Raw genomic sequence first — 24,874 nt, 5'->3', positions numbered from 1 at the left:
AAGGCGGCCGATGATCCAACTCGAGCACGGATAGCTCACCACCGCCGAAGGACCGGCACCCCCCTCGATTACCTGGAAGGAACCTTCGTGTCCTTCGCCATCTCCGATGCCGTCAGTCACGTGCTCGACAGCGCGCTGGACGGCATCTCGATGCGGCAGAACGTCATCGCCGACAACATCGCCAATGTCGACACCCCTGACTTCCGCGCGAGCTCGGTCGACTTCGAAGACTCGCTGCGCTCGGCCATCGCGACCGGCGACCTCGAGTCCGGTGTGTCCCCGACCGAGACGCTGACCGACACCCCGGTGGGTGCTAACGGCAACAACGTCGACCTCCGCAAGGAGACGCTCGCGGCGATGCAGTCGCAGTTCCAGTACCAGATGATGACTCGCGCGGTCACCGACCGGCACAGCCTCCTGCGCTCCGCGATGGGCGGTCAGTGATGGGCGCCTTCGAGTCGCTGCGGATCGCCAACACCAGCCTCGGCATGCACCAGACCTGGCTGGACTCCCTGGCCAACAACATCGCGAACGCGAACACGGTCACCAGCACCAGCGAAGACGCGTTCCAGAGCCAGATGGTCATCGCCCGGGCCCGCCCCGACGGCGGCGTCGACGTGGCCGGCATCGCCGAGGGCGATCCCGAAGGCATTCTCGTCTACTCCCCCGAGCACCCGCTGGCCGACGCCGACGGCTACGTCCGGAACCCGGACGTCGACATGTCCTCGCAGATGTCCCAGCTCGTCATGGCCCAGCGCGGCTTCCAGGCCGCCGTACAGATCACGAAGAACGCCCAGGACGGCTACAACGCAGCCCTCTCGATTGGAAGGTCCTGATGAGTATCAGCGGCATCGAGAGCATCGGCTTCACGCCGTTCAGTGCTCCCGTCACCAGTAGCGACTCGGTCACGCTCGGCAAGTCGACATCCGGCGCGGAGGGCCCGAACAAGGCCTTCGGCGACATGCTTGTCGGCGGCCTGCAGAACCTCGAGAACGTCACTGACCGCGCCGACGGCCTGGCCGTCAAGGCCGCCACCGGCGATCTCTCGAACATCCACGACTACACCGTCGCCGCCTCCGAGGCCGCGATCACCACCCAGCTCACCGTCGCGGTGCGTAACCGCGCGGTCGAGGCCTTCAACGAGATCATGCGGATGCAGGTTTGATGCGCACCACGATCCAGCGGACGCTGAGCCGCTACCAGCAGACGTTCAACGCCTTCGCCCCCGGGCAGAAGGTCGTCGCTGTCGTCGGCACCCTGGGGCTGCTGCTCGCCGGCTTCATGGTGTTCAACTGGGCCTCTACCCCCGACTACAGCCCGCTCTTCAGCAACATGTCGTCCAAGGACGCCTCGGCCGTCATCGAGAAGCTCGACGCCGACGGTGTGCCGTACGAGATCAGCGGTGGCGGCGGGACCGTCATGGTGCCCCAGGACCAGGTCTACTCGACCCGGATCGCGCTGAGCGGCGAAGGACTGCCCACCAGCTCCGACGGCGGCTACTCACTGCTCGACGACCAGGGCATCTCGACGTCGAAGTTCCAGGAGCAGACCAGCTTCAAGCGCGCCATGGAGGGTGAGCTCTCGCGCACCATCGGCGCCATCGACGGGGTCGAGACCGCAGTGGTCCACCTGGCCCTGCCGGAGAAGCAGGTCTTCGCCGACGAGCAGGACCCGGCCACCGCGTCGGTCCTCGTGGCCACCCGTGCCGGCACCACGCTCCAGGCCAACCAGGTCCAGGCGATCGTGCACCTCATCGCCTCGTCCATCGACGGGCTCGACCCGGCCAAGGTCACCGTCGCCGACTCCACCGGCCAAGTGCTCTCGACCGACGACGGCTCGGGCAGCGCCGGCACGAGCAGCCGCACCCAGCAGGTCGACGACTACCAGAGCGAGATGTCGTCTCGTATCCAGCAGACCCTCGACCGGGTCCTCGGCCCGGGCAACTCCACCGTCACCGTCACCGCCAACCTCGACTTCGACAAGTCGGTGCAGGAGTCCAAGACATACACGACCAAGGAGGGCGCCAAGCCGCTCTCCCAGTCGACCCAGACCGAGGAGTACAACGGCCCCGGCAGCGGTAACGGCGTCGGCACGATCGGCGGCGTCGTGGGTCCGGACGGCCAGATGGACAGCCCCGTCGGTGGCACCGGTGCGGACTCGGCGTACAAGAAGGAGTCGAAGACCTCCGACAACGCGGTCGACACCGTCGTCGAGACCCGCGAGACCGCCCCCGGCGGCGTCGACACCCAGCACATCGGCGTCGTGGTCGACACCGCGGCAGCTCGCGACATCAGCACCGAGGACCTGGGTGCCCTGATCATCGCTGCCGCTGGCATCGACGAGGGCCGCGGAGACACGTTCGAGGTGCAGTCGATGCCGTTCGACCGGACCGCCGAGGAAGCCGCTGCTGCCGAGCTCAAGGCTGCGGCCGCCGCGGACAAGAAGGCCAACATGAACGAGGCCATCCGCAACGGCGTGCTGGGCGGCATCGTCGCCCTGATGCTGGCGCTGGCCTGGTTCAAGGGCCGCAAGCGCTCCAAGGCACGCGACCAGGCCACGACGTACGTCGTCGAGCAGCTCCGCAACGAGTCGGCTGCCCGGGCCGCCGTGCCTGTGGATCCCCCGGCCGCGGTGCTCGCCCTGGAGTCGAGCGAGCAGCTGAAGGCCGAGGAGATCCGCGCCGAGCTGGCCGCACTCGTCGAGCGTCAGCCCGAGGAAGTCGCCTCCCTGCTGCGCGGCTGGCTGGTGCAGAACTGATGGCCACCTCCACCCCAGTCGTCGCCAACGCGGGAGCCCGCAAGGCCGCGATCGTGCTCATCCAGCTCGGTCGCGACCGAGCCGCCTCCGTGATGGCACACATGTCGGAGACCGAGGTCGAGGCCCTGTCGGCCGAGATCGCGCGCCTCGACAACGTGACCGGCAACGAGAGCGGGCTGATCCTCGAAGAGTTCCGCGATCTGCTCACCGCCCAAGCGCACATCCAGCAGGGCGGCCTCGCGTTCGCCCAGCAGATCCTCGAGCAGTCGCTCGGTCCCGAGCGGGCGGGTGAGATCATCGAGCGCCTCAACGCTGCCGTCGTGCAGATGCCGTTCCAGTTCCTGCACCGCGCCGACCCGGCCCAGCTGCGCTCCTTCATCGCCGACGAGCACCCGCAGGTGATCGCGATGGTGCTGGCCCACATGACCGCCGAGAAGGCGTCGCTCCTGCTCTCCGGCCTGCCGCCGGAGCAGCAGGCGCAGGTCGCCCACCGGATCGCCGTGATGGACCGCACCTCACCCGAGATCATCCGCACCGTCGAGGCGACGCTCGAGCGCAAGCTCTCGTCGATGCTCCAGCCGACCGAGATGTCCCGCGTGGGCGGTCTCGACCCGCTCGTCAACATCATCAACCGCTCCGACCGGGCCACCGAGCGCCAGATCATCGACGGCCTCGAGGGCCTCGACCAGGTGCTCGCCGACGAGGTGCGCAGCCGGATGTTCATGTTCGAGGACATCGTCATGCTCGAGGACCGCTCCGTGCAGCAGATTCTGCGCGGCGTCGACACCGCCACCCTGGCGCTTGCTCTCAAGGGCGTGCCCGACGAGGTCAAGGCCAAGATCACCTCGAACCTCTCGCAGCGCGCTGCCGAGGGCATCGTCGAGGAGATCGAGCTGCTCGGTCCGGTCCGGCTGGTCCAGGTCGAGGAGGCGCAGCAGGCGGTCATCCGCACCATGCGCCAGCTCGAGGAGAAGGGCGAGATCTCGGTCCGCCGCTCGAACGAGGAGGAATACGTTGTCTGAGGCCCTGAAGGTGGCGGCGGCCGACTTCCGCACCTCCCCTATCTCACCCGCCGTCGCGACCGTGCACAGCACCGGCACCGCGACCGTCACCAGCCTGCCCGAGCTGCGCAGCGGCCAATGGACCAGGTACGGCGACTCCGGCGTGCTCGCCGACGGCGTCACCGAGCACGCGCTCGCCGCTCTCGCCGAGACCACCCGGTCGGCCGCCCGTTCGCAGGGCTACGCCATCGGCTGGACCGAGGGGCGTCGCGACGCCGAGGCCGCGGCGTACGTCGCCACGCGGCGGCACCGGGACGAGGCGGACGCCGACCGCCAGCGTCACGAGGCCGAGCACCGCGCGGCCATCGAGGCGCTGGAGAACGCGGCCGCCCAGCTGGTGGCCGCGATCGACACCAGCCGTCGTGACATCGACGAGCGCGCCACCGACCTCGCCTTCGAGCTCACCCGGACCCTCGTGGGTTCGGCCCAGGAGCGCGAGACCGATGACGACGTCGTACGCCGCGTGCTGGCCGCGACCCCGCAGCAGCCGGGTGTCACGGTGCGGCTCAACCCGCGCGCCGGCTCGCACGCCGACCTCTCCGGGCTGACCAGCCAGGGGCTCACCGTCGTCGTCGACCCCACGATGGACCACGGCGATGCCCTCGTCGAGACCGACTCCCGCATCATCGACCTGCGCGTGTCTGCCGCGCTGTCCCGGGTCAGGGAGAGCCTTCGATGAGCGTCCTGACCGAGACGGTCCGGCGCACCGCGCTGGACGCCGCCCAGCCGATGGCACTCGGGCGGGTGACGCGCGTGCTGGGCCTCCAGGTCCAGGTCAGCGGGCTGTCCGCCGCGATCGGTGACGTGGTCTCGATCGGCGAGCGCAGCCCCGTGCTGGCCGAGGTCGCCGCGAGCGGACCGGCCGGGCTCACCTGCCTGCCGCTCGGCTCGACCAACGGCCTCACCGCCGGTGTGTCGGTGCGGCACACCGGCGGACCGCTGGAGATCCACGTCGGCGAGCAGCTGCTCGGCCGCGTGGTCGACGGCATCGGCCGGCCGGTCGACGGCGGCCCCTCGCTCGCCGGCCTCGACAAGGTCGGCGTCAACCTGACCCCGCCGCAGGCCCTGCAGCGTCCCCGCATCAACCACCAGATCGGCACCGGCGTGCGCGCAGTCGACGCCCTCACCCCGCTCGGCCGCGGCCAGCGCCTCGGCATCATGGCCGGCTCGGGCGTCGGCAAGTCCAGCCTCCTCTCCATGGTCGCCCGCGGCACCGACGCCGACGTCTCGGTCATCGCTCTGGTCGGCGAGCGTGGCCGCGAGGTGCGCGAGTTCATCGAGAACGACCTGGGTCCCGAAGGCCTGGCCCGCTCCGTCGTCGTCGTCGCCACCTCCGACGCCCCGCCCGTCGAGCGACTGCGCGCGGCGTTCGTCGCGACCCGCATCGCCGAGTGGTTCCGCGACAGCGGCCGCCACGTCATGTTGATGATGGACAGCCTCACCCGCGTCGCCATGGCACAGCGCGAGATCGGCCTCTCTGCCGGCGAGCCGCCCGCCACCCGCGGCTACCCGCCCAGCGTCTTCGCCCTGCTCCCCCAGCTCCTCGAGCGCGCCGGCACCTCGCCGGACGGCAGCATCACCGGTCTCTACACCGTCCTCATCGAGGGCGACGACCTCCAGGACCCGGTCGGTGACACCGCACGCTCGATCCTCGACGGCCACATCGTGCTGTCCCGCCGGCTCGCCACGTCGGGCCACTTCCCGGCCATCGACGTGCTCGAGTCGATCAGCCGCGTCACCTCCGCCGTCACCACGGTCGACCAGCGTGCCGACGCGACCCGCATGCGCCGCCTGATGGCCGCACACCGCGACGTACGCGAGCTCGTCGAGATCGGCGCCTACGTCAACGGTGCCGACGTCGACGCCGACGCCGCCATCTCGGCGATGCCGGCGATGGACGCCTTCCTGCGCCAGGACATGGACGACGCCAGCCCGCTCGACACCACGTGGGCGCAGCTGCGCGACGTGGTGGGCACCGGTGCCGGGGTGGCCCGATGACCGCGAAGTACGACGCCGGCCTGCACGCCGTGGCGCGAGTGCGCGAGGTGCGCGAGCGCGACAGCCGTCACGGTCTGACCACCGCCATCTCGGACCACGCGACCGTCGAGACCGGCGTACGCACCCTCGAGACCCAGCTCGCCGCCCAGCCCGGCTTCGTGTCCGGCAGCTCGGTGACCTATCTCGCCGACCGCACGCACGCTCTCGCCATGGGCGAGGCGCTCATCGGCCGCCGCGAGGACCTCCGCGTCTCCGCGTCGGTCATGGCCGCCGCCACCGCGCACTGGCGCGCCGACCGGTCGCGCCTCGAAGCCGTCTCGATGCTGCTCGAGCGCCGCGCCGAGGAGCGTCGCGCCGAGCGCGCCCGCACCGAGGCCACCCATCTCGACGACATCGCCACCCAAGGCTGGCTGCGTCGCCGGCAGGGCATGGACGAGGCGGTGGACGCATGACCATCGGCGACGTCACCTCCCGGATCTCCGCGATCCAGGCCCAGCTCGACATGCTCGCCCCGGCGAGCAACCCCGTCTCCAGCGCGGCCTTCGCGAACGCCCTCAGCGCCAACTCGCTGACCGCGGCGAGCGGCATGCCATCCGTCGGCGCCGGCGCCACCGCTGACGGTCTCGCCGTCGTCGACGAGGCCAAGCAGTACCTCGGCGTCCCGTACGTCTGGGGCGGCACCAGCCCGACCGGCATGGACTGCTCCGGCCTCGTGCAGATGGTCTACGAGAAGTTCGGCTACGACCTGCCGCGCCTCTCCGCCGACCAGGCCCGCTCGGGTCAGCCCGTCGCGAGCATGGCCGAGGCACGCCCCGGCGACCTGATCGCGTGGGACAACTCCAGCCGCAACAACGGCGTCGACCACATCGCGATCTACATGGGCGACGGCAAGATGATCGAGGCCCCGCGCACCGGTCTGAACGTCCGCATCGTCGACGTACCCTCCACGCCCGACGTCATCCGCCGGATCCTTCCCGACACCGCGGCCGTCACCAGCGCGTCCTTCAGCCCGACCGCCGCGCCCACCCCCGGCGGAGCGGTGCCGTCCTTCGTGCCGTACGCCGACGCGTTCAACACCGCCGGCCGCACCTACGGCGTCAACCCGATGCTGCTCTCGGCCGTCGCCCGCCAGGAGTCGGGCTTCGACGCCAAGGCCGTCAGCGGCGCCGGCGCCCAGGGGATCATGCAGCTGATGCCGGGCACCGCGAAGGGGCTCGGCGTGACCGACCCGTTCAACCCGACCCAGGCCATCGACGGCGCCGCGCGCCTGCTCAAGGACCTGATGACGCGCTTCGGCAGCACCGAGCTCGGTCTGGCCGCCTACAACGCCGGGCCGGGTGCCGTCCTGAAGTACAACGGCATCCCGCCGTACGCCGAGACACAGAACTACGTCCGGTCGATCATGACGACCCTGGAGGCCACCACATGAGCGGGATCTCCCTGCCTGCCGTCCCCGTCGCCGTACCGGTGACTTCCGCCGGCGCCACTGCCACGACCGGTGACCCCGGCGAGGAGTCCGGCGAGTTCGCGAGCCTGATGGCCGGTCTCCTCGGCGAGGACGCCCCGGCCACCGACCCGGCTCTCGACGCTGCGACACCTCTCGACCCGGCTTTCGTCGATCCCGCGCTCCTGGTCGCTTCCGGCGCACCGGTGGCGACGCCGGCTCCGGCCGCGCCGGCCCTGCCGGGCATCGTGGACACGAAGAACCCGGTCCCGCCCCTACCGACGCCCGGACCCATCGAGCGGACCGGACCCATCGAGCGGACCGGGCCCGTCGGACCGGGCTCGCGCCCCGTCGACGACGAGGGCGAGGTCCCGCGCACCTACGGCTGCACCACCGGTGTCGTCATCAAGGGTCCGCGTGCGCCGGGTCTGCCGGGTGGGTCGGCCGCGCCCGCGCTCTCCACCGAGGTGCCGCCCAAGCTCGCCACGAACGGGCTCGTCGCGCCGGCCGCGCCCATTCCTGCCGTTGCCGCGACCACCGACACCGCCGCGGCCGCGCCGGGCATCGACCCGCTGGCAGGTACGACGCCCGCGGTCCCGCAGCCCGTCGTACCGACTGCCGGCACCCAGGTGCCTCCCACCGCCCCCATCGCTGCGGCCGCCCCGGCAGCGCCGGTGCACGCCGGACCGAGCCACATCCCCGACCAGGTCACCGCCCAGGTGTTCCCCGAGATCGGCCGGCTCGCGGTGCGGGCCAGCTCCGCCGGCGAAGGCATCCACCGGATCACGCTGAACCTCCACCCCGAGACCCTCGGCGACGTGCGCGTGACCCTCGTCGTCCGCGGCGGGGAGATGAAGATCAGCATCCACGCAGCGAACGAGGCCGGCCGGATCATGGCCGACAGCCTCCCCGAGCTCCGCCGCCTGCTGGGCAGCGCGGGCGCGGACGCAATCGTCGCCGTACGCGACACCGGCGCCGGAGGCGCCACCTTGAACACTGCCGACCAGCGGAGCAACCGCTCCGACCTGGACCGCAGCGGGTACGACGCGCACCAGCAGGGGCGCGACACCCACGGCCAAGACGCACGGACGCGCAACGGCCACCACGCCACGGATGGCTCGAACAGCGGAGCACGGGGCACCGAGCCCGGTCCGCCCGACCAGGTCCGCGCCATCCGCTCTGCGGGTGTCGACGTGACCGTGTGAGGAACCACCGTGTCAGTACCCGCCGTGGAAGCACCCACCACGACCGGCATGTTCGGTCCCAACGAGCCAGTCGGGACCGCCAACGCCGCAGGCGGTGACAAGGAGATGTTCCTGCAGCTCCTGGTCGCCCAGATGAAGTACCAGGACCCGATGAACCCGACAGACTCCAGCCAGTTCCTGGCGCAGTCGGCGCAGTTCACCGCCCTGGAGAAGATGCAGGAAGTCGCCGACAAGACGGCCCAGCTCGTGTCGGCCCAGGTGGCTTTCGGGGCCACCGGTCTCGTGGGCCGTCAGGTCACCTACCTCGACGAGGCGGGCGCCACCGTGGCCGGGCTCGTCTCCGGCGTCACGTTCGGTGCGGATGGGCCCGTCCTCGACGTCGCCGGCAAACAGGTGCTGCTCGGCGCCGTCCAGTCCGTCGCCACCGCCACCCCTGCTCCTGCTTCTGCTCCCACCACTCCCTCTTCCACCACCTCCGCCTGAGCGGACAAGAAAGGACCCACCATGCTTCGCTCTCTCTTCGCCGGCATCAGCGGCCTGCGTGTCAACCAGACCATGCTCGACGTCACGGGCAACAACATCGCCAACGCCAACACCACTGGCTACAAGGCCAGCAACACCGTCTTCAAGGACACCCTGAGCCAGATGCTCACCGGCGCCACGGGCCCGACCGCCGAGGCTGGCGGCACCAACCCGATCCAGATCGGTCTCGGCGTCCAGCTGGCCTCGACCAACACCAACTTCAACCAGGGCTCGGCTCAGATGACCGGCCGCGGCACCGATCTGATGATCAACGGCGACGGCTTCTTCGTCGTCAAGTCTGGCAACGAGCAGGTCTACACCCGCGCCGGCGCCTTCAACTTCGACCGGGACAACTTCCTGGTGGCGCCGAACGGCAGTCGTGTGCAGGGCTACGCCCTCGACGCCTCCGGCGCGCCCACCGGCGCCCTGACCGACGTCACGCTCGACGCGGCCGGCCTCACCCCGCCCGTGCCTGCGGGCGTCGAGCTGAAGTCGTACACGATCGGCAGCACGGGGATCGTCCGCGGCGTGTTCTCCGACGGCGTGCAGCGCGACATCATGCAGGTCGCCGTCGCCGACTTCAACAACCCGATGGGCCTCGAGAAGGTCGGCGACACGAGCTTCCGCGCGTCCGCCAACTCCGGAGCCCCCGAGTTCGGCATCTCGGGTCAGGGCAGCCGCGGCGAGCTGCAGGCCGGTGCCGTCGAGATGTCGAACGTCGACCTCGCGGCCGAGTTCACGAACCTGATCCTCGCCCAGCGCGGGTTCCAGGCGTCCAGCCGCGTCATCACCACCTCGGACCAGGTGCTCGAGGAGCTCGTCAACATCAAGCGCTGATCCACCCACCGCAGGCGCGGTCGACTCCTCCGGGCGTCGGCCGCGCCTGCTGTCGTTCCCCCGGTAGTCCAGTCGCAACTTGTCGTCAGGTCGGCGGCGGGACGACAGAAGGTGACTGGACTACCCCGGTACGACGGCGGCGGGGGTTGCCACGCCGGAGTAGAACCAGAACCCGGCCATTCCCCTCAAGTCGCCGCCAGGCCTGCCGATGGAAGCCGTGCGAAGGAACCACGGACGGTTCCTTGAACAGCACAAGGATGGTGCACCCCGATGATTACGCTCACGCGTCTCTCCGGTTCCGAGTTCGCCCTGAACTCCGACCTGATCGAGCGCGCAGACTGCACGCCGGACACGGTCATCACGATGATCGACGGCAAGAAGTACGTCGTCTCCGAGTCGCTCGCCGAGGTCGTGCACCGCATCCGAGCGCACCGGGCAGAGACGATCGCGCTCTCCGCGGTCGTGGCCGAGAACCCGCAACTGGTACTCGGCCGACTGGCACCGGCGCCCGCGCCCGGGTCGGGTCCCCCGCACCTCACGGCGGTCGCCGTACTGCCGCAGGCCGTTGACGAGGCTGGAGAGCTCTGATGGACCCGGCATCCCTGATCGGCATCGGCCTGGCCTTCGTCGTCATCATCACCGCCAACGTGCTCGAGGGTGGCAACCCGATGAGCCTGCTGCTACTGCCGCCGCTGCTGCTCGTCTTCGGCACCACGATGCTGATCTGCATGGCGGGCAGCACGATCCCCGACACCAAGCGCTCCTTCGCCGCGCTCAAGACCGCGTTCCTCAGCAAGGTCCAGCCGGCCCACGCGGTCGTCCCGACCGTCGTCGCGCTGGCCGACAAGGCACGCCGTGAGGGTCTGCTCGCACTCGAGGAGATGATCGCCGACATCGACGACCCGTTCCTCGTGCGTGGCGTCTCGATGGCCATCGACGGCACCGACCCCGAGGAGGTCCGCGAGATCCTGGAGTCGTCGGTCTACGCCAAGCGGGCTGCCGACAAGCAGGCCGCGAAGTTCTTCGGCGACGCCGGCGCCTACGCGCCCACCATCGGCATCATCGGCACCGTCATGGGCCTGGTTCACGTGCTCGAGAACCTCGCCCAGCCCGAAGAACTCGGCCACCTCATCGCGGCCGCGTTCATCGCGACCCTGTGGGGCGTCATGTCCGCCAACGTGATCTGGCTGCCCATCTCGAGCCGGCTCAAGCGCCTCAGCGAGCTCGAGGTCGCCCGGATGGAGCTGGTGATCGAGGGAGTCGCCGCCATCCAGTCCGGTTCCAACCCGCGTGTCGTCGCGGCCAAGCTGTACTCCCTCCTGCCTGCGGGCGCGGAGGAAGAGGCCGGCAAGGCGACCGCGAAGCAGGCGGCCTGACATGGCCGGGCGCAAGGGCAAGCGCGTTCCCGAGGAGGAGCACGAGAACCACGAGCGCTGGCTGGTCACGTACGCCGACATGGTCACGCTCCTGATGGTGCTGTTCATCGTGATGTTCGCGATGAGCTCGGTCGACCAGCGCAAGTTCCACGAGCTCAAGTCCGGCTTGTCTGCCGGCTTCGGCCAGCCCTCGGCGATGCTCGACGGCGGTACGTCGCTCCTCGAGGAGCCGGGCTCGGCCGTCGCCGACTCGATCGTGCCGCAGGCCCAGACCGCCGAGATGGCGCCCGAGACCCGCGACGAGGTCAGCCTGGCCGTGGCCGACAACGCCCGACTCGAGCAGCAGCGCAAGGTCGCCGAGGCGAAGAGCGAGGTCAACCGGCTCAAGGAGGTGCTCGAGCGTCTCTACAAGGCGCTGCGTGCCCACGGCCTCGAGGACGACGTCAAGGCGACCATCGACGACCGCGGGCTGGTCGTCAGCCTGGTCTCACGCCACGTCGTCTTCGCGCCCAACGTCGCCGACCTGACCGCACGCGGACAGCTCGTCATCGACACCCTGGCCCCGGTGCTCAAGGACCTCCCGGACAAGCTGCAGATCGACGGCCACACCAACCAGGTGAAGGTGAAGCCGGCGCTCTACCCCACCGACTGGGAGCTCTCCGCCGCCCGCGCCGTCACGGTGCTGCGCCGGCTGGGTGAGAAGTGGCGGATCCCCGGAGCGCGGATGACCGCCTCCGCCTTCGGCCACGAACGCCCGCTCATCGACCCGTCGAAGCCCGGCTCCCAGGCCGTCAACAAGCGCGTCGACATCGTCATCCTCACCGCCCTTCCCGCCGAGACCCGCGAGCTCATCAGCGAGGTCGTGGACAGCGACACCGCACCAGCCGCCCAAGGAGCATCGTCATGAGCGTCACCACCCTCCCTCCGAATGAGACGTCCGGGGCCGATGCCCCCGGGGGCGACGGCAAGAAGCCGAAGAAGGGCGGCAAGAAGAAGCTGCTGATCCTGCTGGTGCTGCTCGTCGTCGTCGTCGGGGCCGGCTGGTTCTTCTTCCTCAAGCCCACCGGACCTCCCCCCCAGCCCGTGCCGGGCGAGACGGTGGCGCTGGAGTCGATCCAGCTCAACCTCGAGGGTGGCCACTACCTCCGGCTCGGGATGGCCCTGGAGCTGAGCGCCGACGTGACGGAGGAGATCGACGGCAGCAAGGCGCTGGACTCCGCGATCGACCTGTTCAGCGGGCGCGAGATGTCGGAGGTCAACACCGGCAAGCAGCGCCAGGATCTCAAGGCCGAGCTGCTGAAGCGACTCGAGGAGGCCTACGAGCACGAGGTGCTGGACGTCTACTTCACCGAGTTCGTGACCCAGTAGGGAAAATTCTTCTCAGGTCTAGTCCATGGCGGCCGATACGGCCTTCGTGAATCCCTCTGCGCCCAGCTCAACGAGCACCCCGCTGGGCTCTCGTGCACGTCGGCGCGCCCGCACGTCGGCCGCGGTCGCCTACGACTTCAGTCGACCGATCCAGCTCTCGCGTGAGCACTCGCGCATCCTGCAGCTGGGCTTCGACGGCTTCGCCCGCCAGGCCACCACGGTCTTCACGTCCGCCCTCCGCACCGTGTGCCAGGTGACGCTGAAGTCCATCGACCAGCACAGCTACGCCGAGTACGTCGACTCGCTGCCGTCGTCGACGTACCTCACCCTCTTCTCCGCCGACCCGATGCCCGGGCTCGGTGTTCTCGAGATCCCGCTGCCCGCGACGATGGTCTCGATCGACCACATGCTCGGCGGCCCGGGTGGCGCCGTACAGCCGCAACGTCCGCTCACCGACATCGAGTCGGGCGTGATCCGCGGCCTCATCGAGCGGCTGCTGCGCGAGATGCGCTACTCGCTCGCCAGCATCGTGCCGCTGGAGCCGTCGATCAGCGGCATCGAGTACAGCCCCCAGTTCGCCCAGGTCGCCGGCGTCGCCGACGTCATGGTGGTGGCCACCCTCGACGTACGGATCAACGAGGAGTCCCACCAGACCACCGTGTGCCTGCCCTTCAACGGACTGCTCCCCCACCTCATCGCCGCCGCTGCGCCGTCGCCGGTCTCCGACCGTGAGCGAGCCCAGCGCGTGCGGGCCGCAGACCTGCTGGCCGAGGCCTTCAACGACGTCCCGGTCGACGTGGCGGTGCGCTTCCGCGGCACCCGCCTCGACCCCGACGCCCTCAGCAACGTCGCCGTCGGCGACGTCCTGCGCCTGACGCACCCCGCGTCGGCGCCGCTCGACGTGGCCGTCGACGACACGCCCTTCGCGCACGCCACCGCCGGCGCTACCCGCAACCGTCTCGCGGCGCTCATCGTCGCCACCCCCAAGGAGAACTGATGTCCGCGTCCATCACCGAAGCCCCCGGTACGGCGACCGCCGCGGCCGTCGACGCAGCGACCGCTGCCGCCGGCGTACTGCCGTCGGTGCACCCGCTCGTCGCCGGCGAGCCGCTCGTGGGTGACAGCTCGGTCGTGTCGTCCTTCGCTGGGGGTGCCGTGTGCGGCGTCTCCGGTGGCGGACGGATCGCCATCCTCGTGGGCGCCGACCTCGTCGACGCCCTCTCGTCGAGCCCGGTCGCGGGTCTCGACCTGGCCGCCGCCGTCCAGCCCGCGCTCGACGCTGCCGCCACCTCGCTCGGTCACCGCGCCGAGGTGGGTCGTCAGCTGTCGCCCGCCGAGATCGTGGCCGACCTGGGCGAGTCCTTCACCGTCATCACGCTGGCCGGAGCCGGCGAGGTCATCGCCGCCCTGCTCGTGCCGACCAGCCTGCTCAAGGGTGCCGCCGAGCCGGCACCGGCCGTGACCGCCGCGCCCGTCGCCATCGTGCCCCGCCGCGGCATCGAGCTGCTGCACGGAGTCGACATGGAGGTGACGGTCGAGCTGGGCCGCACCCGGATGACGGTGCGCGACCTGCTGGCGCTCGCGCCCGGCGCCGTACTCGAGCTCGACCGGGCCGCCGGCAGCCCCGCCGACCTGCTGGTCAACGGCCGCCTCATCGCCCGCGGCGAGGTCGTCGTCATCGACGAGGACTTCGGTCTGCGCGTCACCGAGATCGTCGACGAGAAGGCTGCGGTCTGAGGCGTGCTCGAGCTCGTTGTCCGACTCGTCTTCTCCTTGGCGGTCGTGGTCGGACTCCTCCTTCTGCTTGCCCGCTTCGGCGCCAAGAGGTTCAACAGCGGCACCAACGCGCCGATCAAGGTGCTGCACCGCCAGTCGCTGAGCCGCAACGGCTCGGTCGCTCTCATCTCCGTCGGCGGCCGGGTGCTCGTGCTCGGCACCACCGACCAGCAGGTCAGCCTGCTCACCGAGCTGGACCCCGACGAGATCGACGTCCCCGAGCCCACCAGCATCTTCCGGCCGAAGTCGGGCGAGGTGGACGTGGTCTCGACTTCGCTCGACCAGCCGAAGGCTGCCGTGAACGGGTCGATCCTCTCGCCGCAGACTTGGCGTCAGGCCTTCGACGCGGCCACCAAGCGAGTGTCATGACCCATGTGCAACGACTCGGGTTCCTGCTCCTGGTGGTGGTGGGCCTCTCGATCATCCCCATCGCCTTGACCTCCGTCTTCGGAGAGTCCGCGTCGGCGGCCACGCCCAAGACCGCTACCGTCAGCACCCACGCGATCGACACCGCCGCCTTCGACACCGTCGCGGCCTCACCCCAGGGCCCCAACGGCCCGAGCGGCCCGAAGAACGACACGTCGGTGCGTATCGACCTCGACGGCCTGACCGACAAGCCCAGCACGTCGGTGACGGTCATCGTCGCGATGACCCTGCTGTCGCTGCTGCCGGCGCTGCTCCTGACCTGCACCAGCTTCACCAAGATCCTCGTGGTGCTCGGCCTGACTCGCAACGCGCTCGGCCTCCAGCAGATCCCCAACAACCAGGTGCTGGCCGGGCTCGCCCTCTTCCTGAGCCTGTTCATCATGGGGCCGGTGCTCTCGCAGATGAACGACGTCGGGCTCCAGCCCTACCTCGACGGCGACAAGAGCACCATCCAGGCCTACGACGACGGCGTCGAGCCGCTGCGCGAGTTCATGCTCGACCAGTCGGGCGACGACGAGCTGATGCTGCTCACCAACGTGGCCGGCCGCGACCTGCCCGACGACCGCTCCGAGGTCGGGATGAGCACCCTGGTGCCGGCGTTCGTGCTCTCGGAGCTCAAGCAGGCGTTCATCATCGGGTTCATCATCTTCATCCCGTTCCTGGTGATCGACATCGTCGTCTCGGGGGCGCTGATGGCGCTCGGCATGATGATGATGCCGCCGGTGATGGTGTCGCTGCCCTTCAAGCTGCTGCTCTTCGTCCTCGTGGACGGCTGGGCGCTGGTCATCAAGTCCCTCGTCACTAGCTACGGGTAGGCGGGCTCATGACCGACACCGTCATCATCGAGTTGGCGCTCAAGACCATGCTGGTCGCGCTGAAGCTCTCCGCACCGATCCTCCTCACCTCGCTGGTCATCGGATTCACGATCTCGCTGTTCCAGTCGATGACGCAGATCCAGGAGTTCACGCTCTCCTTCGTCCCGAAGCTGATCGGCGTGGGCATCGCGCTGCTCATCTGCGGCAACTGGATGCTGCACACGCTCATCACCTTCACGCTGGACCTCTTCGAGGCGCTGCCCTCGATGCTGGCCTGAGCGCCGGCGCGTAATGACCCTCACCCTCGACGGCCAGCCCGTACTGGCCCTGCTGCTCGCCTCGGTGCGCATCATCGCCTGGTTGGCCGTCGTACCCCCGTTCTCGTCGCGGGCGGTGCCGGCGATGGCGAAGGTCGTGCTCTCGCTCGGCCTGGCCATGGCGGTCGCCCCCCGGCTGGCGGAATCGACGATCCCGGTCGACACCTTCGGGTTCCTCGTCGCCGTGATCACCCAGGTGGCGGTCGGGGTCTCGATGGGCTTCATCACCTACCTGATGTTCGCGGCGATCACCACGGCCGGGGCGATGATCGACGTGTTCGGTGGCTTCGCACTCGCTGCGGCGTACGACCCGTTGTCGATGAACATGAACACGGTCTTCGGCAAGTTCCATCAGATGCTCGCCACCATGCTGCTCTTCGCCACCAGCGGGCACCTCATCGTGATCGGCGGACTGCTGAGCACCTTCGAGTTCCTGCCGCTCGACGGAACCCCCGAGGTGTCCGGCGGGCTGGGCATGCTCCTCACCGCGATGCGGCTGTTCTTCGCGACCGCGGTGCAGATCGCGCTGCCGATGATCGCGGTGCTGTTCCTGGCCGACGTCGGACTGGCGCTGCTCACCAAGGTCGCGCCCCAGCTCAACGCCATCAACGTGATGTTCCCGGCCAAGATCGGCCTGACCCTGCTGCTCATCGGCCTGTCGTTCCCGGTGCTGCCGGGGGCCGTCGCCGAGCTGGTCGACCTCTCCAACGAGGCGATGGCCACGATCTCGGGGGCCACCTGATGGCAGGTGACGAGAAGACAGAGAAGCCCACCGAGCGCAAGCGCAAGGAGTCGCGCAAGGAAGGTCAGGTCCCGCGCACCCAGGAGCTCGGCGGCTGGGCTTCCATGCTGGCCGTCGGGATGGCCCTGCCTGCGCTGATGGGCCGCGAGATGACCGCGCTGAGCGAGCTGATGACCAGCGCCCTCACCGCGACCGCCGACGCCGACATCTCCATGGCCCTCCGGATCCTCGGCCAGGGCCTGTGGCACGTGCTGTTCACGCTGGTGCTGCTCGGCCTCGGCGTGATGATCATCGGCGTGGCGTCCGCGCTCGCCCAGGGCGGCTTCTTCCTGGCCACCAAGCAGGCGAAGCCGAAGTTCTCCAAGATCAACCCGTTGCAGGGCGCCAAGCGCATCTTCGGCCCGCAGTCCCTGTGGGAGGGCGCCAAGATGCTCATCAAGAGCGCCCTGGTCGGAGTGCTGGTGTACTCGGCGATCAAGAACCTCATCCCGCTGATCGGCGGCATGGTGCCGATGTCCGTGGTGATCGACCAGTTCTTCGGCACCGCGCTCGGGCTGATCCGCAACATCGCCGTCGCCGGCATCGTGATGGCCGCCGCCGACTACGCCATGTCGCGGCGCCGGATCGGCAAGCAGACCCGGATGACCAAGCAAGAGGTCAAGCAGGAGCACAAGAACACCGAGGGCGACCCACTCATCAAGAGCGCCATCCGCTCCCGCCAGCTCGCCGCCGCGCGCAACCGGATGATGTCCGACGTGCCCATGGCGGACGTCGTACTCGTCAACCCCACCCACGTCGCCATCGCCCTCAAGTACGACGCGGAGCGCGGCGCCCCCAGGGTGGTCGCCCGCGGCGCCGGGGAAGTGGCCGCGAAGATCCGGGCGAAAGCATCCGAGAGCGCGGTGCCCCTCGTGCGCGACATCCCGCTGACCCGGGCGCTCTACACCTCCACCAGGGTCGGCCAGGAAGTCCCGCCGGAGCTGTTCAACGCGGTCGCCCAGGTGCTCGCGTTCGTCATCAGCAGGCGCAACCACGGCCAGACCGGCGGCGAGCACAGCTCCCCGCGGATGGCGGGCAAGCTGCCCGACGTACCCCGGGTCAGACCCCGTCGACGGATTCCCTCAGATGGGACACCGACCGACCGATAGAACACGTGGACACATGGACGGTGTCCGGAACGTGCCATGGATGGCCGCCACTTCGGCGTCCTGAAAGGCAGCCACGTGCCCCGCAAAGGCTTGACCCAGCTGGCAGTCCCGGTCGGCATCGTCTTCATCGTCGTGATGCTGGTCGTGCCCCTTCCGGCCCTGGTGCTCGACCTCCTCATCGCGCTCAACATCACCGCAGCCCTGCTGGTGCTGCTCACCGCGATGTTCGTCCACCGCCCGCTCGACTTCGCGGCGTTCCCGGCCGTGATCCTCGTGCTCACCCTCTTCCGGCTCGCACTCAACGTCAGCGCCACGCGGCTGGTCCTGCTGGATGGCTTCGCCGGCAAGGTGATCGACACCTTCGGCCACTTCGTCGTCGGTGGGTCGCTGATCGTCGGCCTGATCGTCTTCGCGATCCTGCTCATCATCCAGTTCGTGGTCATCACCAACGGTGCCGGTCGCGTGGCCGAGGTCGGCGCCCGCTTCACCCTCGACGCCATGCCCGGCAAGCAGATGGCCATCGACGCCGATCTCAACTCCGGCCTGATCGACGAGAACGAGGCCCGCAAGCGTCGTACCGAGGTGCACCAGGAAGCCGACTTCTACGGCTCGATGGACGGTGCCTCGAAGTTCGTCAAGGGCGACGCAATAGCCGCCATCGTCATCACGATGGTCAACCTCATCGGTGGCTTCGCGGTCGGCATGATGCAGAAGGGCATGTCGTTCAGCGACGCGGTCCACACCTACAGCCTGCTGACGATCGGCGACGGCCTCGTCTCGCAGATCCCGGCCCTGCTTCTCTCCGTCGCCACCGGTCTCATCGTCACGCGCCAGTCCGGCGACAACGACATGGGCTCCGACATCATGCGCCAGATGGGCGCCAACAAGATGCCCCTGCGGGTGTCCGGCTTCGCGGCGTTCGCGCTGTGCCTGATCCCCGGTCTGCCCAAGATCCCGTTCCTCATCGCCGGCGGCATCATGCTGCTCGCCTCGACACGTGTGCCGGAGGTGCCGGACCCCGAGGCCGAGGCCGCCGCCGCGGCCGCCGAGCTCGCTCCCCCGTCCGACTCCCCCGAGATGCTCGCCTCCGAGATCCTCGTGGACCCGCTTGGTCTCGAGCTCGCCGCCGACATGATCGACCTCGTCGACCCGGCCGCCGGCGGCGACCTGCTCGACCGCGTCAAGGCGCTGCGCCGCAAGGTCGCCGGCGACATCGGCATCGTCCTACCCCCGGTGCGCACCCGCGACAACATCGAGCTGCCCATGCACCACTACGCGATCAAGCTCTTCGGGGTCGAGGTCGCCCGAGGCGAGGCTCCGGCCGGCACCGTGCTGGCGATCGGCGACATGCTCGGCGCACTGCCGGGCACCCCGACCGTCGAGCCGGTCTTCGGCCTCGAGGCCAAGTGGATCCCCGCGTCGATGCGGCACCAGGCCGAGCTCGGCGGCGCCACCGTCGTCGACCGCGCGTCGGTCATTACCACCCACCTGGCCGAGGTCGTTACCAGCCAGGCCGCGCGTCTCCTCGGCCGCGAGGACGTCAAGATCCTCACGGACATGGTCAAGCGCAGCCACCCCGTCGTCGTCGAGGAGCTCACGCCGGCGCAGCTCAGCCTCGGCGAGGTGCAGCGGGTGCTCCAGTCACTGCTCGACGAGAAGGTCTCGATCCGCGACCTGGTGCAGATCTTCGAGGCGCTCTCGCTCAAGGCGCCCGTGACTCACGATCTCGACGCACTCATCGAGTCCGCCCGCAACACCCTCGGCCCGGCGATCGTCGCGCCGTACGTCGTGGACAACACCGTGCACGTCATCAGCCTCGAGCCGGCGCTCGAGCAACGCATGCTCGAGGCCCTGCGCGGCACCGAGCACGGCCCCGTCATCGCCCTGGATCCCACTCTCGGACAGCAGGTGCTCATGGACATCACCCGACTCGCCACCGACGCGGAGAACCAGAACCTCCGCCCCGTGCTCACGTGTGCGCCGCAGATCAGGCCGGCCCTGCGCCGGATGATCCGTCCGACCTTCGACCGGCTGCCGGTGCTGTCCTACCCCGAGCTCCTCGGTGCCGGCAACGTCCGCTCCCTCGGCGTCATTCCCGCTGACGTGCACGTGGCGGTGATGGCATGAGCCCCCTCTCGCCGATGGTGCTCGGCTCTGCCGCGCTGGTCAGCTCGCAGGCGATCTGGGCCGCGGCGATCGACCAGACGCTGGCCCTCGACCAGGCCCTCATCCGCTACCTCGTGGCCGTCGCGGTCTGCTGGGCGCTGCTCAGTGTGCTGACCGAGCTCGCCTTCAAGCCGTCGCCCACCGCGAGGGCGAACGGGTCCGGCGACGCCGAGACCGCCGTACTGGATGTGTCGAAGCCCAGCGACCAGACCGCCAAATAGAAGCGACCCGCAGGCTGTCCCTGCCTGGCCCAGCTGACTGGGCGGGCGGAACCCCCCGGCGGATGAAGCTCCGGGGACCTGCGGGTCGGGCAACTGCTTGTGGATTCACCAGCGGCACCCTGCGAACGGGTCGCGCGCCTTCCACTGGCAGGCACTGCTAGCGAGCAGTCACCTCACGCATCCGAAAGTTCTTCATTTCTCGGACCACCTCCTTTCCCGTGTGCGCACAACGGTACGACGCGGCGTCGAGGTGGCCAAGGGGTTTATCGCGACCCCGGGTAGTCCAGTCGGAACTAGTCGCCTGCTGGGCCGCGGGACGACAGAAGGTGACTGGACTACCCCGGCGGTCAGGCGGTCGCGGCGGCGAACTGCGCGTTGTAGAGCCGGGCATAGGCACCGTCGGCGAGCAGCAGCGACTCGTGGCTGCCCTGCTCGACGATGGACCCGTCCTCCATCACCAGGATCAGGTCGGCGTCGCGGATCGTCGAGAGCCGGTGCGCGATGACGAACGACGTCCGGTCGCTGCGCAGGGCGGCCATCGCGTGCTGCAGCAGCAGCTCGGTGCGGGTGTCGACCGACGACGTGGCCTCGTCGAGGATCAGCAGGGCCGGGTCCGAGAGGAACGCCCGGGCGATGGTGACCAGCTGGCGCTCACCGGCCGAGAGGTTGGAGCCTTCCTCGTCGATGACGGTGTCGTAGCCGTCGGGCAGCGAGTGCACGAAGCGGTCGACGAACGTCGCCTCCGCGGCTTCGAGGATCTCGGCCTCCGACGCCCCGGGCCGGCCGTAGGCGATGTTGTCGCGGATCGTGCCCGCGAAGAGCCAGGTGTCCTGCAGCACCATGCCGATCTGGCTGCGCAGTGCGCCCCTCGGCATCGAGGCCACGTCGACGCCGTCGAGCAGGATCCGGCCGGACTGCGCGTCGTAGAACCGCATCACCAGGTTGACCAGCGTCGTCTTGCCGGCGCCGGTCGGCCCGACGATGGCGACGGTGGCGCCCGACTCGGCCACCAGCGACAGGTCGGTGATGAGCGGGGTCGCCGCGTCGTACGAGAAGGACACGTGCTCGAAGCGGACCTCGCCGTGCCGGTCGCTTGCCGCAGCAGCCGCACCCTGTGCGTCGGGCACCTGCTCGTCGGCGTCGAGCAGCTCGAAGACCCGCTCGGCCGACGCAACGCCTGACTGCAGCAGGTTGGTCATCGAGGCGAGCTGGGTGAGGGGCTGGGTGAACTGGCGGGAATACTGGATGAACGCCTGCACGTCGCCCAGCGACATCGTGCCGCTGGCGACGCGAAGTCCGCCGAGCACCGCGATCACGACGTAGTTGAGGTTCCCGATGAACATCATCATTGGCATGATCAGCCCACTGACGAATTGTGCTGCGAACGACGCCCGGTAGAGCGCGTCATTCTCCTCGTCGAAGGTGCGCTCGACCTCTTGTTGGCGACCGAAGACCTTCACCAGTGCGTGCCCTGAGAAGGTCTCCTCGACGTGCGCGTTGAGGGCCCCGGTGTGTCGCCACTGCGCGACGAACAGCCCCTGTGAGCGCTTCATCACCGCGCCAGTCACCAACATCGTGATCGGCACCGTCACCAGCGCGACCAGCGCCAGCAGCGGCGAGATCCAGAGCATCATCCCAAGAACGCCGACGACGGTGAGCAGCGACGTCAACAGCTGGCTCATCGTCTGGCTCAGCGTCTGCGAGACGTTGTCTATGTCGTTGGTGGCGCGGCTGAGCAGCTCGCCGCGGGGCTGTTTGTCGAAGTAGCCCAGGGGCAACCGGTTGACCTTGTCCTCGACGTCGCCGCGCATCCGTCGCACGGTGCCCTGCACGACATCGTTGAGCAGGTAGCCCTGCAACCACGCCAACAGCGACGCCACGACGTACAAGGCGAGGACGGCGAGCAGCACCTGGCCGACCGCGCCGAAGTCGACTCCTCGGCCGGGCACGAGGTCCTTCATCGAGGTGATCAGGTCGGCCTGCCGGTCGTTGCCCTGGGCGCGCAACGCCTCGGCGGCCTGCTCACGGGTGCCGCCGGCCGGCATCCGGCCGCCCAGCAGCCCGGCGAAGATCAGGTCGGTGGCACGGCCCAGCACCTTAGGGCCGATCGACATCAAGAAGACGCTGCCGACCGCGAGCACCACGACCGCGATGGCCTTGGCTCGCTCGGGCCGCATCTGCGCGATCAGGCGCTTCGCCGACGGCTTGAACGTCGACGCCTTGCCGCCGACCATGCCGCCACCGAACGGCCCGCGGCCCGGACCGGGACCGGCCTGGATGCGCTCGGTCTCCTTGAGCTTGCCGTCGTTCTGCGTCTCGGTGCTCATGCCGCCTCCTCCGCACTCAGCTGGGACGCGACGATCTCCTGGTACGTCGAGCAGTCGGCCAGCAGCTCCTCGTGGGTGCCTCGGCCTACCACCTCGCCGTCCTCCATCACGAGGATCAGGTCGGCGTCGCGGATGGTCGAGACACGCTGCGCGACGATCACCACCGTGGCGTCGCGGGTCTCGGGCTTCAACGCAGCGCGCAGCCGGGCGTCGGTCGCGAGGTCGAGCGCCGAGAACGAGTCATCGAACAGGTAGATCTCGGGCCGTCGTACGAGAGCTCGGGCGATGGCAAGGCGCTGCCGCTGACCACCGCTGACGTTGGTGCCCCCCTGAGCGATCGGGGCGTCGAGCCCCTCCGGCATCGCCTCTACGAAGTCGCGCCCCTGTGCGATCTCGAGCGCGCGCCAGAGCTCGAGATCGCTGGCGTCGGGCTTGCTGTGCAGGAGATTGCTGCGCACGGTGCCGGAGAAGAGATAGGCCTTCTGCGGCACGACGCCGAGGACGCTCCACAACATCTCGGGGTCGAGGTCGCGGACGTCGACGCCGTCTATGAGCACCCGCCCTCCGGTGACGTCAAAGAGGCGTGGCACGAGATTGAGCAGGGTGCTCTTGCCTGCGCCGGTGGAGCCGATGATGGCCACCGTCTGGCCGGGGGTGGCCGCAAACGACACGTCGCGTACGACGGGCACGTCGGCCCCCGGGTAGGTGAGCTCGACGTGGTCGAAATCGAGCCGGCCGCGAGGGCCCTCGAGCGTCACCGGGGAAGCCGACGAGACGACCGAGGACTCGGTGTCCAGCACCTCCACGATGCGTTCGGCGCACACCGCGGCTCGCGGGACCATCATCATCGTGAAGGTCGCCATCATCACCGAAATCAGGATCTGCACGAGGTAGGCGAGAAACGCGCTCAGCGACCCGATCGCCATCTGCCCGCTCTCGACACGGTGGCCGCCGAACCACAACACGGCCACCGACGAGGCGTTGAGGATCAAGATGACGACCGGGAACAGCAACGCCTGCCACCGGCCTGCGCGCAGTGCCACCGACACGAGATCACCGTTGGCCATGGCGAAACGCTCGGTCTCGTGCTCTTCGCGCACGAAGGCTCGGACCACGCGGACTCCGGTGATCTGCTCGCGCAGCAGGCGGTTGACCTCGTCGATCTTCTCCTGCATGACACGGAAGCTCGGCACCATGCGCACGACGATCAGTGACACCGAGACGAGCAGTGCCGGGATGCACACCGCCAGCAGCCACGAGAGACCGAAGTCCTCGCGCATCGCCATGAAGACGCCGCCCACCATCATGATCGGCGCACTCACCATGAGCGTGCACGACATCAACACGAGCATCTGTACCTGTTGCACGTCGTTGGTCTGGCGGGTGATCAGCGACGGCGCGCCGAACTGCTGGAGCTCGCGCTGGCTGAACGACCCCACCCGGTGGAAGATCGCCGCCCGCAGGTCACGGCCGAGACCCATCGCCGTACGCGCGGAGAGCCACACCGCGGCAACCGCGGACAAGATCTGCACCAGCGCGACCGCGAGCATGATGCCACCGGTCCGCACGATGTAACCGATGTCGCCGGTGGTGACGCCGCGGTCGATGATGTCGGCGTTGAGGCTGGGCAAGTACAGCGCCGCCACGGTGCCCACCAACTGGAGGCCGACGATGGTCAGCAACCAGGTCTTGTAGGGCTCGAGGTACTCGCGTACGAGGCGAATCAGCATGTCAGTTCTCCTCGAGGAGTACGCCGTGGAGCAGGGCATCCACGATCTGTTCAGGTGTCAGCGGGCGGCCGTCGGAGATGCCCGAGTGGCTGGCGCTGAAGGTCAGCAGGTTGACCAGGTGCACGACCTCGGCGACCGGCTGCCGCAGCTGGGCTGCCTCCGGCTCGAGCAGCGCTGCCAGCAGCGCACGCAGCTCGCGACGGCTGGCCTCGTGCTCCTCACGGTCGTGCTCGGGCGGCGACATCATGCCGACCGTGGCCATCAGGCCGAAGATCGCGAGGTAGCGCTGCTGCAACGCGCTGACGTAGGCCACCAGCTTCTGCCTCAGCGGCAACGCCGGGTCGATCTCCCGCACCCGCACCGGCAGATCACCGGCCTTGAAGGCGTCGGAGATGGCCGCCTCGACGAGTTCGTCCTTGGAGCCGAAGACACCGAAGATCGTGCCCTCCGCGACGCCCGCCGCCTCCGCGATCAACCGAGTGGTCACGTTGCGGCCGTGGACGTAGAGCAGCGACCGGGTCGCGGAGATCAACGCGGCGCGACGGTCTTCGGGCTGCATCCGGGGAGCTCGTGGGGTCACGCCGACATATTAAATGAGTGAGCGCTCACTCACAAGTGATATTGCGGGATAGTCCGGG

The 24,874-nt window shown here is 69.2% G+C and carries 28 protein-coding genes; 25 read left to right on the top strand and 3 right to left on the bottom strand.

Features of this window, described 5'->3' with window-relative positions; genetic code table 11:
- The first annotated feature begins 87 nt into the window (after nucleotides 1-87).
- From H4Q84_RS17445 to H4Q84_RS17325, 25 genes are all read left to right on the top strand, one after another.
- Complete coding sequence (locus H4Q84_RS17445; RefSeq protein WP_248580346.1) at nucleotides 88-444, top strand: flagellar basal body protein; 357 nt, start codon at nucleotides 88-90, stop codon at nucleotides 442-444.
- A complete protein-coding gene (locus H4Q84_RS17440; protein ID WP_248583678.1) occupies nucleotides 444-836 on the top strand; it encodes a flagellar basal body rod C-terminal domain-containing protein in 393 nt (130 codons plus the stop codon). The genes H4Q84_RS17445 and H4Q84_RS17440 overlap by 1 nt, the downstream gene beginning before the upstream one ends.
- Nucleotides 836-1,165 (top strand): flagellar hook-basal body complex protein FliE, encoded by a 330-nt coding sequence (gene fliE, locus H4Q84_RS17435; protein ID WP_248580345.1) that lies wholly within the window; start codon nucleotides 836-838, stop codon nucleotides 1,163-1,165. Before H4Q84_RS17440 ends, fliE begins: the two co-directional genes overlap by 1 nt.
- Entirely contained in the window at nucleotides 1,165-2,757 is a 1,593-nt protein-coding gene (fliF, locus tag H4Q84_RS17430) for a flagellar basal-body MS-ring/collar protein FliF (protein WP_248580344.1), read from the top strand. Before fliE ends, fliF begins: the two co-directional genes overlap by 1 nt.
- Complete coding sequence (gene fliG, locus H4Q84_RS17425) at nucleotides 2,757-3,779, top strand: flagellar motor switch protein FliG (RefSeq protein ID WP_248580343.1); 1,023 nt, start codon at nucleotides 2,757-2,759, stop codon at nucleotides 3,777-3,779. The genes fliF and fliG overlap by 1 nt, the downstream gene beginning before the upstream one ends.
- Complete coding sequence (locus tag H4Q84_RS17420) at nucleotides 3,772-4,497, top strand: FliH/SctL family protein (protein WP_248580342.1); 726 nt, start codon at nucleotides 3,772-3,774, stop codon at nucleotides 4,495-4,497. The genes fliG and H4Q84_RS17420 overlap by 8 nt, the downstream gene beginning before the upstream one ends.
- On the top strand, nucleotides 4,494-5,816 hold the full coding sequence (locus tag H4Q84_RS17415) for a FliI/YscN family ATPase (RefSeq protein ID WP_248580341.1): 1,323 nt from the start codon (nucleotides 4,494-4,496) through the stop codon (nucleotides 5,814-5,816). Before H4Q84_RS17420 ends, H4Q84_RS17415 begins: the two co-directional genes overlap by 4 nt.
- Nucleotides 5,813-6,268 carry a flagellar FliJ family protein gene (locus tag H4Q84_RS17410; RefSeq protein WP_248580340.1) on the top strand — a complete coding sequence of 152 codons (456 nt, stop codon included), beginning with the start codon at nucleotides 5,813-5,815 and terminating at the stop codon, nucleotides 6,266-6,268. Before H4Q84_RS17415 ends, H4Q84_RS17410 begins: the two co-directional genes overlap by 4 nt.
- Complete coding sequence (locus H4Q84_RS17405; RefSeq protein ID WP_248580339.1) at nucleotides 6,265-7,245, top strand: transglycosylase SLT domain-containing protein; 981 nt, start codon at nucleotides 6,265-6,267, stop codon at nucleotides 7,243-7,245. The genes H4Q84_RS17410 and H4Q84_RS17405 overlap by 4 nt, the downstream gene beginning before the upstream one ends.
- Entirely contained in the window at nucleotides 7,242-8,465 is a 1,224-nt protein-coding gene (locus tag H4Q84_RS17400; protein ID WP_248580338.1) for a flagellar hook-length control protein FliK, read from the top strand. Before H4Q84_RS17405 ends, H4Q84_RS17400 begins: the two co-directional genes overlap by 4 nt.
- Before the next feature lie 9 nt (nucleotides 8,466-8,474).
- Entirely contained in the window at nucleotides 8,475-8,948 is a 474-nt protein-coding gene (locus H4Q84_RS17395) for a flagellar hook capping FlgD N-terminal domain-containing protein (RefSeq protein WP_248580337.1), read from the top strand.
- Nucleotides 8,949-8,969: 21 nt separating this feature from the next.
- Complete coding sequence (locus H4Q84_RS17390) at nucleotides 8,970-9,824, top strand: flagellar hook-basal body complex protein (RefSeq protein WP_248580336.1); 855 nt, start codon at nucleotides 8,970-8,972, stop codon at nucleotides 9,822-9,824.
- 270 nt (nucleotides 9,825-10,094) lie between these two features.
- A complete protein-coding gene (locus H4Q84_RS17385; protein ID WP_248580335.1) occupies nucleotides 10,095-10,412 on the top strand; it encodes a flagellar FlbD family protein in 318 nt (105 codons plus the stop codon).
- Nucleotides 10,412-11,200, top strand: coding sequence for a flagellar motor protein (locus H4Q84_RS17380; protein ID WP_248580334.1), 789 nt, complete (start codon nucleotides 10,412-10,414; stop codon nucleotides 11,198-11,200). Before H4Q84_RS17385 ends, H4Q84_RS17380 begins: the two co-directional genes overlap by 1 nt.
- A gap of 1 nt (nucleotide 11,201) precedes the next feature.
- The gene (locus H4Q84_RS17375; RefSeq protein ID WP_248580333.1) at nucleotides 11,202-12,107 is read left to right on the top strand and encodes a flagellar motor protein MotB; all 906 of its coding nucleotides are present in this window, start codon (nucleotides 11,202-11,204) and stop codon (nucleotides 12,105-12,107) included.
- Nucleotides 12,104-12,568: a flagellar basal body-associated FliL family protein gene (locus H4Q84_RS17370; RefSeq protein WP_248580332.1), complete on the top strand. Its 465-nt coding sequence runs from the start codon at nucleotides 12,104-12,106 to the stop codon at nucleotides 12,566-12,568. The genes H4Q84_RS17375 and H4Q84_RS17370 overlap by 4 nt, the downstream gene beginning before the upstream one ends.
- Before the next feature lie 25 nt (nucleotides 12,569-12,593).
- Nucleotides 12,594-13,565, top strand: coding sequence for a flagellar motor switch protein FliM (locus H4Q84_RS17365; protein WP_248580331.1), 972 nt, complete (start codon nucleotides 12,594-12,596; stop codon nucleotides 13,563-13,565).
- Entirely contained in the window at nucleotides 13,565-14,305 is a 741-nt protein-coding gene (gene fliN / locus H4Q84_RS17360) for a flagellar motor switch protein FliN (protein WP_248580330.1), read from the top strand. The genes H4Q84_RS17365 and fliN overlap by 1 nt, the downstream gene beginning before the upstream one ends.
- Nucleotides 14,306-14,308: 3 nt before the next feature.
- Nucleotides 14,309-14,713, top strand: coding sequence for a flagellar biosynthetic protein FliO (gene fliO, locus H4Q84_RS17355; RefSeq protein WP_248580329.1), 405 nt, complete (start codon nucleotides 14,309-14,311; stop codon nucleotides 14,711-14,713).
- Complete coding sequence (fliP, locus tag H4Q84_RS17350; RefSeq protein ID WP_248580328.1) at nucleotides 14,710-15,585, top strand: flagellar type III secretion system pore protein FliP; 876 nt, start codon at nucleotides 14,710-14,712, stop codon at nucleotides 15,583-15,585. Before fliO ends, fliP begins: the two co-directional genes overlap by 4 nt.
- An 8-nt stretch (nucleotides 15,586-15,593) precedes the next feature.
- Complete coding sequence (locus H4Q84_RS17345; RefSeq protein ID WP_248580327.1) at nucleotides 15,594-15,863, top strand: flagellar biosynthetic protein FliQ; 270 nt, start codon at nucleotides 15,594-15,596, stop codon at nucleotides 15,861-15,863.
- Nucleotides 15,864-15,876: 13 nt separating this feature from the next.
- Nucleotides 15,877-16,644 carry a flagellar biosynthetic protein FliR gene (locus H4Q84_RS17340; protein ID WP_248580326.1) on the top strand — a complete coding sequence of 256 codons (768 nt, stop codon included), beginning with the start codon at nucleotides 15,877-15,879 and terminating at the stop codon, nucleotides 16,642-16,644.
- Nucleotides 16,644-17,792 (top strand): EscU/YscU/HrcU family type III secretion system export apparatus switch protein, encoded by a 1,149-nt coding sequence (locus H4Q84_RS17335; RefSeq protein ID WP_248580325.1) that lies wholly within the window; start codon nucleotides 16,644-16,646, stop codon nucleotides 17,790-17,792. The genes H4Q84_RS17340 and H4Q84_RS17335 overlap by 1 nt, the downstream gene beginning before the upstream one ends.
- A gap of 36 nt (nucleotides 17,793-17,828) precedes the next feature.
- A complete protein-coding gene (gene flhA / locus H4Q84_RS17330; protein WP_248580324.1) occupies nucleotides 17,829-19,919 on the top strand; it encodes a flagellar biosynthesis protein FlhA in 2,091 nt (696 codons plus the stop codon).
- Nucleotides 19,916-20,179, top strand: coding sequence for a hypothetical protein (locus H4Q84_RS17325; RefSeq protein ID WP_248580323.1), 264 nt, complete (start codon nucleotides 19,916-19,918; stop codon nucleotides 20,177-20,179). Before flhA ends, H4Q84_RS17325 begins: the two co-directional genes overlap by 4 nt.
- 347 nt (nucleotides 20,180-20,526) lie before the next feature.
- Here H4Q84_RS17325 and H4Q84_RS17320 read toward each other — a convergent pair whose 3' ends face one another.
- From H4Q84_RS17320 to H4Q84_RS17310, 3 genes are read right to left on the bottom strand one after another with little or no spacing between them, the layout of a single operon-like run.
- Nucleotides 20,527-22,506, bottom strand: a complete 1,980-nt coding sequence (locus H4Q84_RS17320; protein WP_282580256.1) for an ABC transporter ATP-binding protein — start codon at nucleotides 22,504-22,506, stop codon at nucleotides 20,527-20,529.
- Entirely contained in the window at nucleotides 22,503-24,236 is a 1,734-nt protein-coding gene (locus tag H4Q84_RS17315; protein WP_248580322.1) for an ABC transporter ATP-binding protein, read from the bottom strand. The genes H4Q84_RS17320 and H4Q84_RS17315 overlap by 4 nt, the downstream gene beginning before the upstream one ends.
- 1 nt (nucleotide 24,237) lies before the next feature.
- A complete protein-coding gene (locus H4Q84_RS17310) occupies nucleotides 24,238-24,816 on the bottom strand; it encodes a TetR/AcrR family transcriptional regulator (RefSeq protein WP_248580321.1) in 579 nt (192 codons plus the stop codon).
- Nucleotides 24,817-24,874 lie beyond the last annotated feature (58 nt).

Source organism: Nocardioides sp. InS609-2, assembly GCF_023208195.1.
In the GTDB taxonomy this organism is placed as follows: domain Bacteria; phylum Actinomycetota; class Actinomycetes; order Propionibacteriales; family Nocardioidaceae; genus Nocardioides.
This window is presented reverse-complemented; position numbering and strand designations above follow the sequence as displayed.

Excerpts from the sequence above, each read along its gene's own strand:
- H4Q84_RS17440 (WP_248583678.1), top strand. The coding sequence starts at position 444 with ATGGGCGCCTTCGAGTCGCTGCGGATCGCCAACACCAGCCTCGGCATG.
- fliE (WP_248580345.1), top strand. The coding sequence starts at position 836 with ATGAGTATCAGCGGCATCGAGAGCATCGGCTTCACGCCGTTCAGTGCT.
- fliF (WP_248580344.1), top strand. The coding sequence starts at position 1,165 with ATGCGCACCACGATCCAGCGGACGCTGAGCCGCTACCAGCAGACGTTC.
- fliG (WP_248580343.1), top strand. The coding sequence starts at position 2,757 with ATGGCCACCTCCACCCCAGTCGTCGCCAACGCGGGAGCCCGCAAGGCC.
- H4Q84_RS17415 (WP_248580341.1), top strand. The coding sequence starts at position 4,494 with ATGAGCGTCCTGACCGAGACGGTCCGGCGCACCGCGCTGGACGCCGCC.
- H4Q84_RS17410 (WP_248580340.1), top strand. The coding sequence starts at position 5,813 with ATGACCGCGAAGTACGACGCCGGCCTGCACGCCGTGGCGCGAGTGCGC.
- H4Q84_RS17405 (WP_248580339.1), top strand. The coding sequence starts at position 6,265 with ATGACCATCGGCGACGTCACCTCCCGGATCTCCGCGATCCAGGCCCAG.
- H4Q84_RS17400 (WP_248580338.1), top strand. The coding sequence starts at position 7,242 with ATGAGCGGGATCTCCCTGCCTGCCGTCCCCGTCGCCGTACCGGTGACT.
- H4Q84_RS17390 (WP_248580336.1), top strand. The coding sequence starts at position 8,970 with ATGCTTCGCTCTCTCTTCGCCGGCATCAGCGGCCTGCGTGTCAACCAG.
- H4Q84_RS17385 (WP_248580335.1), top strand. The coding sequence starts at position 10,095 with ATGATTACGCTCACGCGTCTCTCCGGTTCCGAGTTCGCCCTGAACTCC.
- H4Q84_RS17380 (WP_248580334.1), top strand. The coding sequence starts at position 10,412 with ATGGACCCGGCATCCCTGATCGGCATCGGCCTGGCCTTCGTCGTCATC.
- H4Q84_RS17375 (WP_248580333.1), top strand. The coding sequence starts at position 11,202 with ATGGCCGGGCGCAAGGGCAAGCGCGTTCCCGAGGAGGAGCACGAGAAC.
- H4Q84_RS17370 (WP_248580332.1), top strand. The coding sequence starts at position 12,104 with ATGAGCGTCACCACCCTCCCTCCGAATGAGACGTCCGGGGCCGATGCC.
- H4Q84_RS17365 (WP_248580331.1), top strand. The coding sequence starts at position 12,594 with ATGGCGGCCGATACGGCCTTCGTGAATCCCTCTGCGCCCAGCTCAACG.
- fliN (WP_248580330.1), top strand. The coding sequence starts at position 13,565 with ATGTCCGCGTCCATCACCGAAGCCCCCGGTACGGCGACCGCCGCGGCC.
- fliP (WP_248580328.1), top strand. The coding sequence starts at position 14,710 with ATGACCCATGTGCAACGACTCGGGTTCCTGCTCCTGGTGGTGGTGGGC.
- H4Q84_RS17345 (WP_248580327.1), top strand. The coding sequence starts at position 15,594 with ATGACCGACACCGTCATCATCGAGTTGGCGCTCAAGACCATGCTGGTC.
- H4Q84_RS17340 (WP_248580326.1), top strand. The coding sequence starts at position 15,877 with ATGACCCTCACCCTCGACGGCCAGCCCGTACTGGCCCTGCTGCTCGCC.
- H4Q84_RS17335 (WP_248580325.1), top strand. The coding sequence starts at position 16,644 with ATGGCAGGTGACGAGAAGACAGAGAAGCCCACCGAGCGCAAGCGCAAG.
- flhA (WP_248580324.1), top strand. The coding sequence starts at position 17,829 with ATGGATGGCCGCCACTTCGGCGTCCTGAAAGGCAGCCACGTGCCCCGC.
- H4Q84_RS17325 (WP_248580323.1), top strand. The coding sequence starts at position 19,916 with ATGAGCCCCCTCTCGCCGATGGTGCTCGGCTCTGCCGCGCTGGTCAGC.
- H4Q84_RS17320 (WP_282580256.1), bottom strand. The coding sequence starts at position 22,506 with ATGAGCACCGAGACGCAGAACGACGGCAAGCTCAAGGAGACCGAGCGC.
- H4Q84_RS17315 (WP_248580322.1), bottom strand. The coding sequence starts at position 24,236 with ATGCTGATTCGCCTCGTACGCGAGTACCTCGAGCCCTACAAGACCTGG.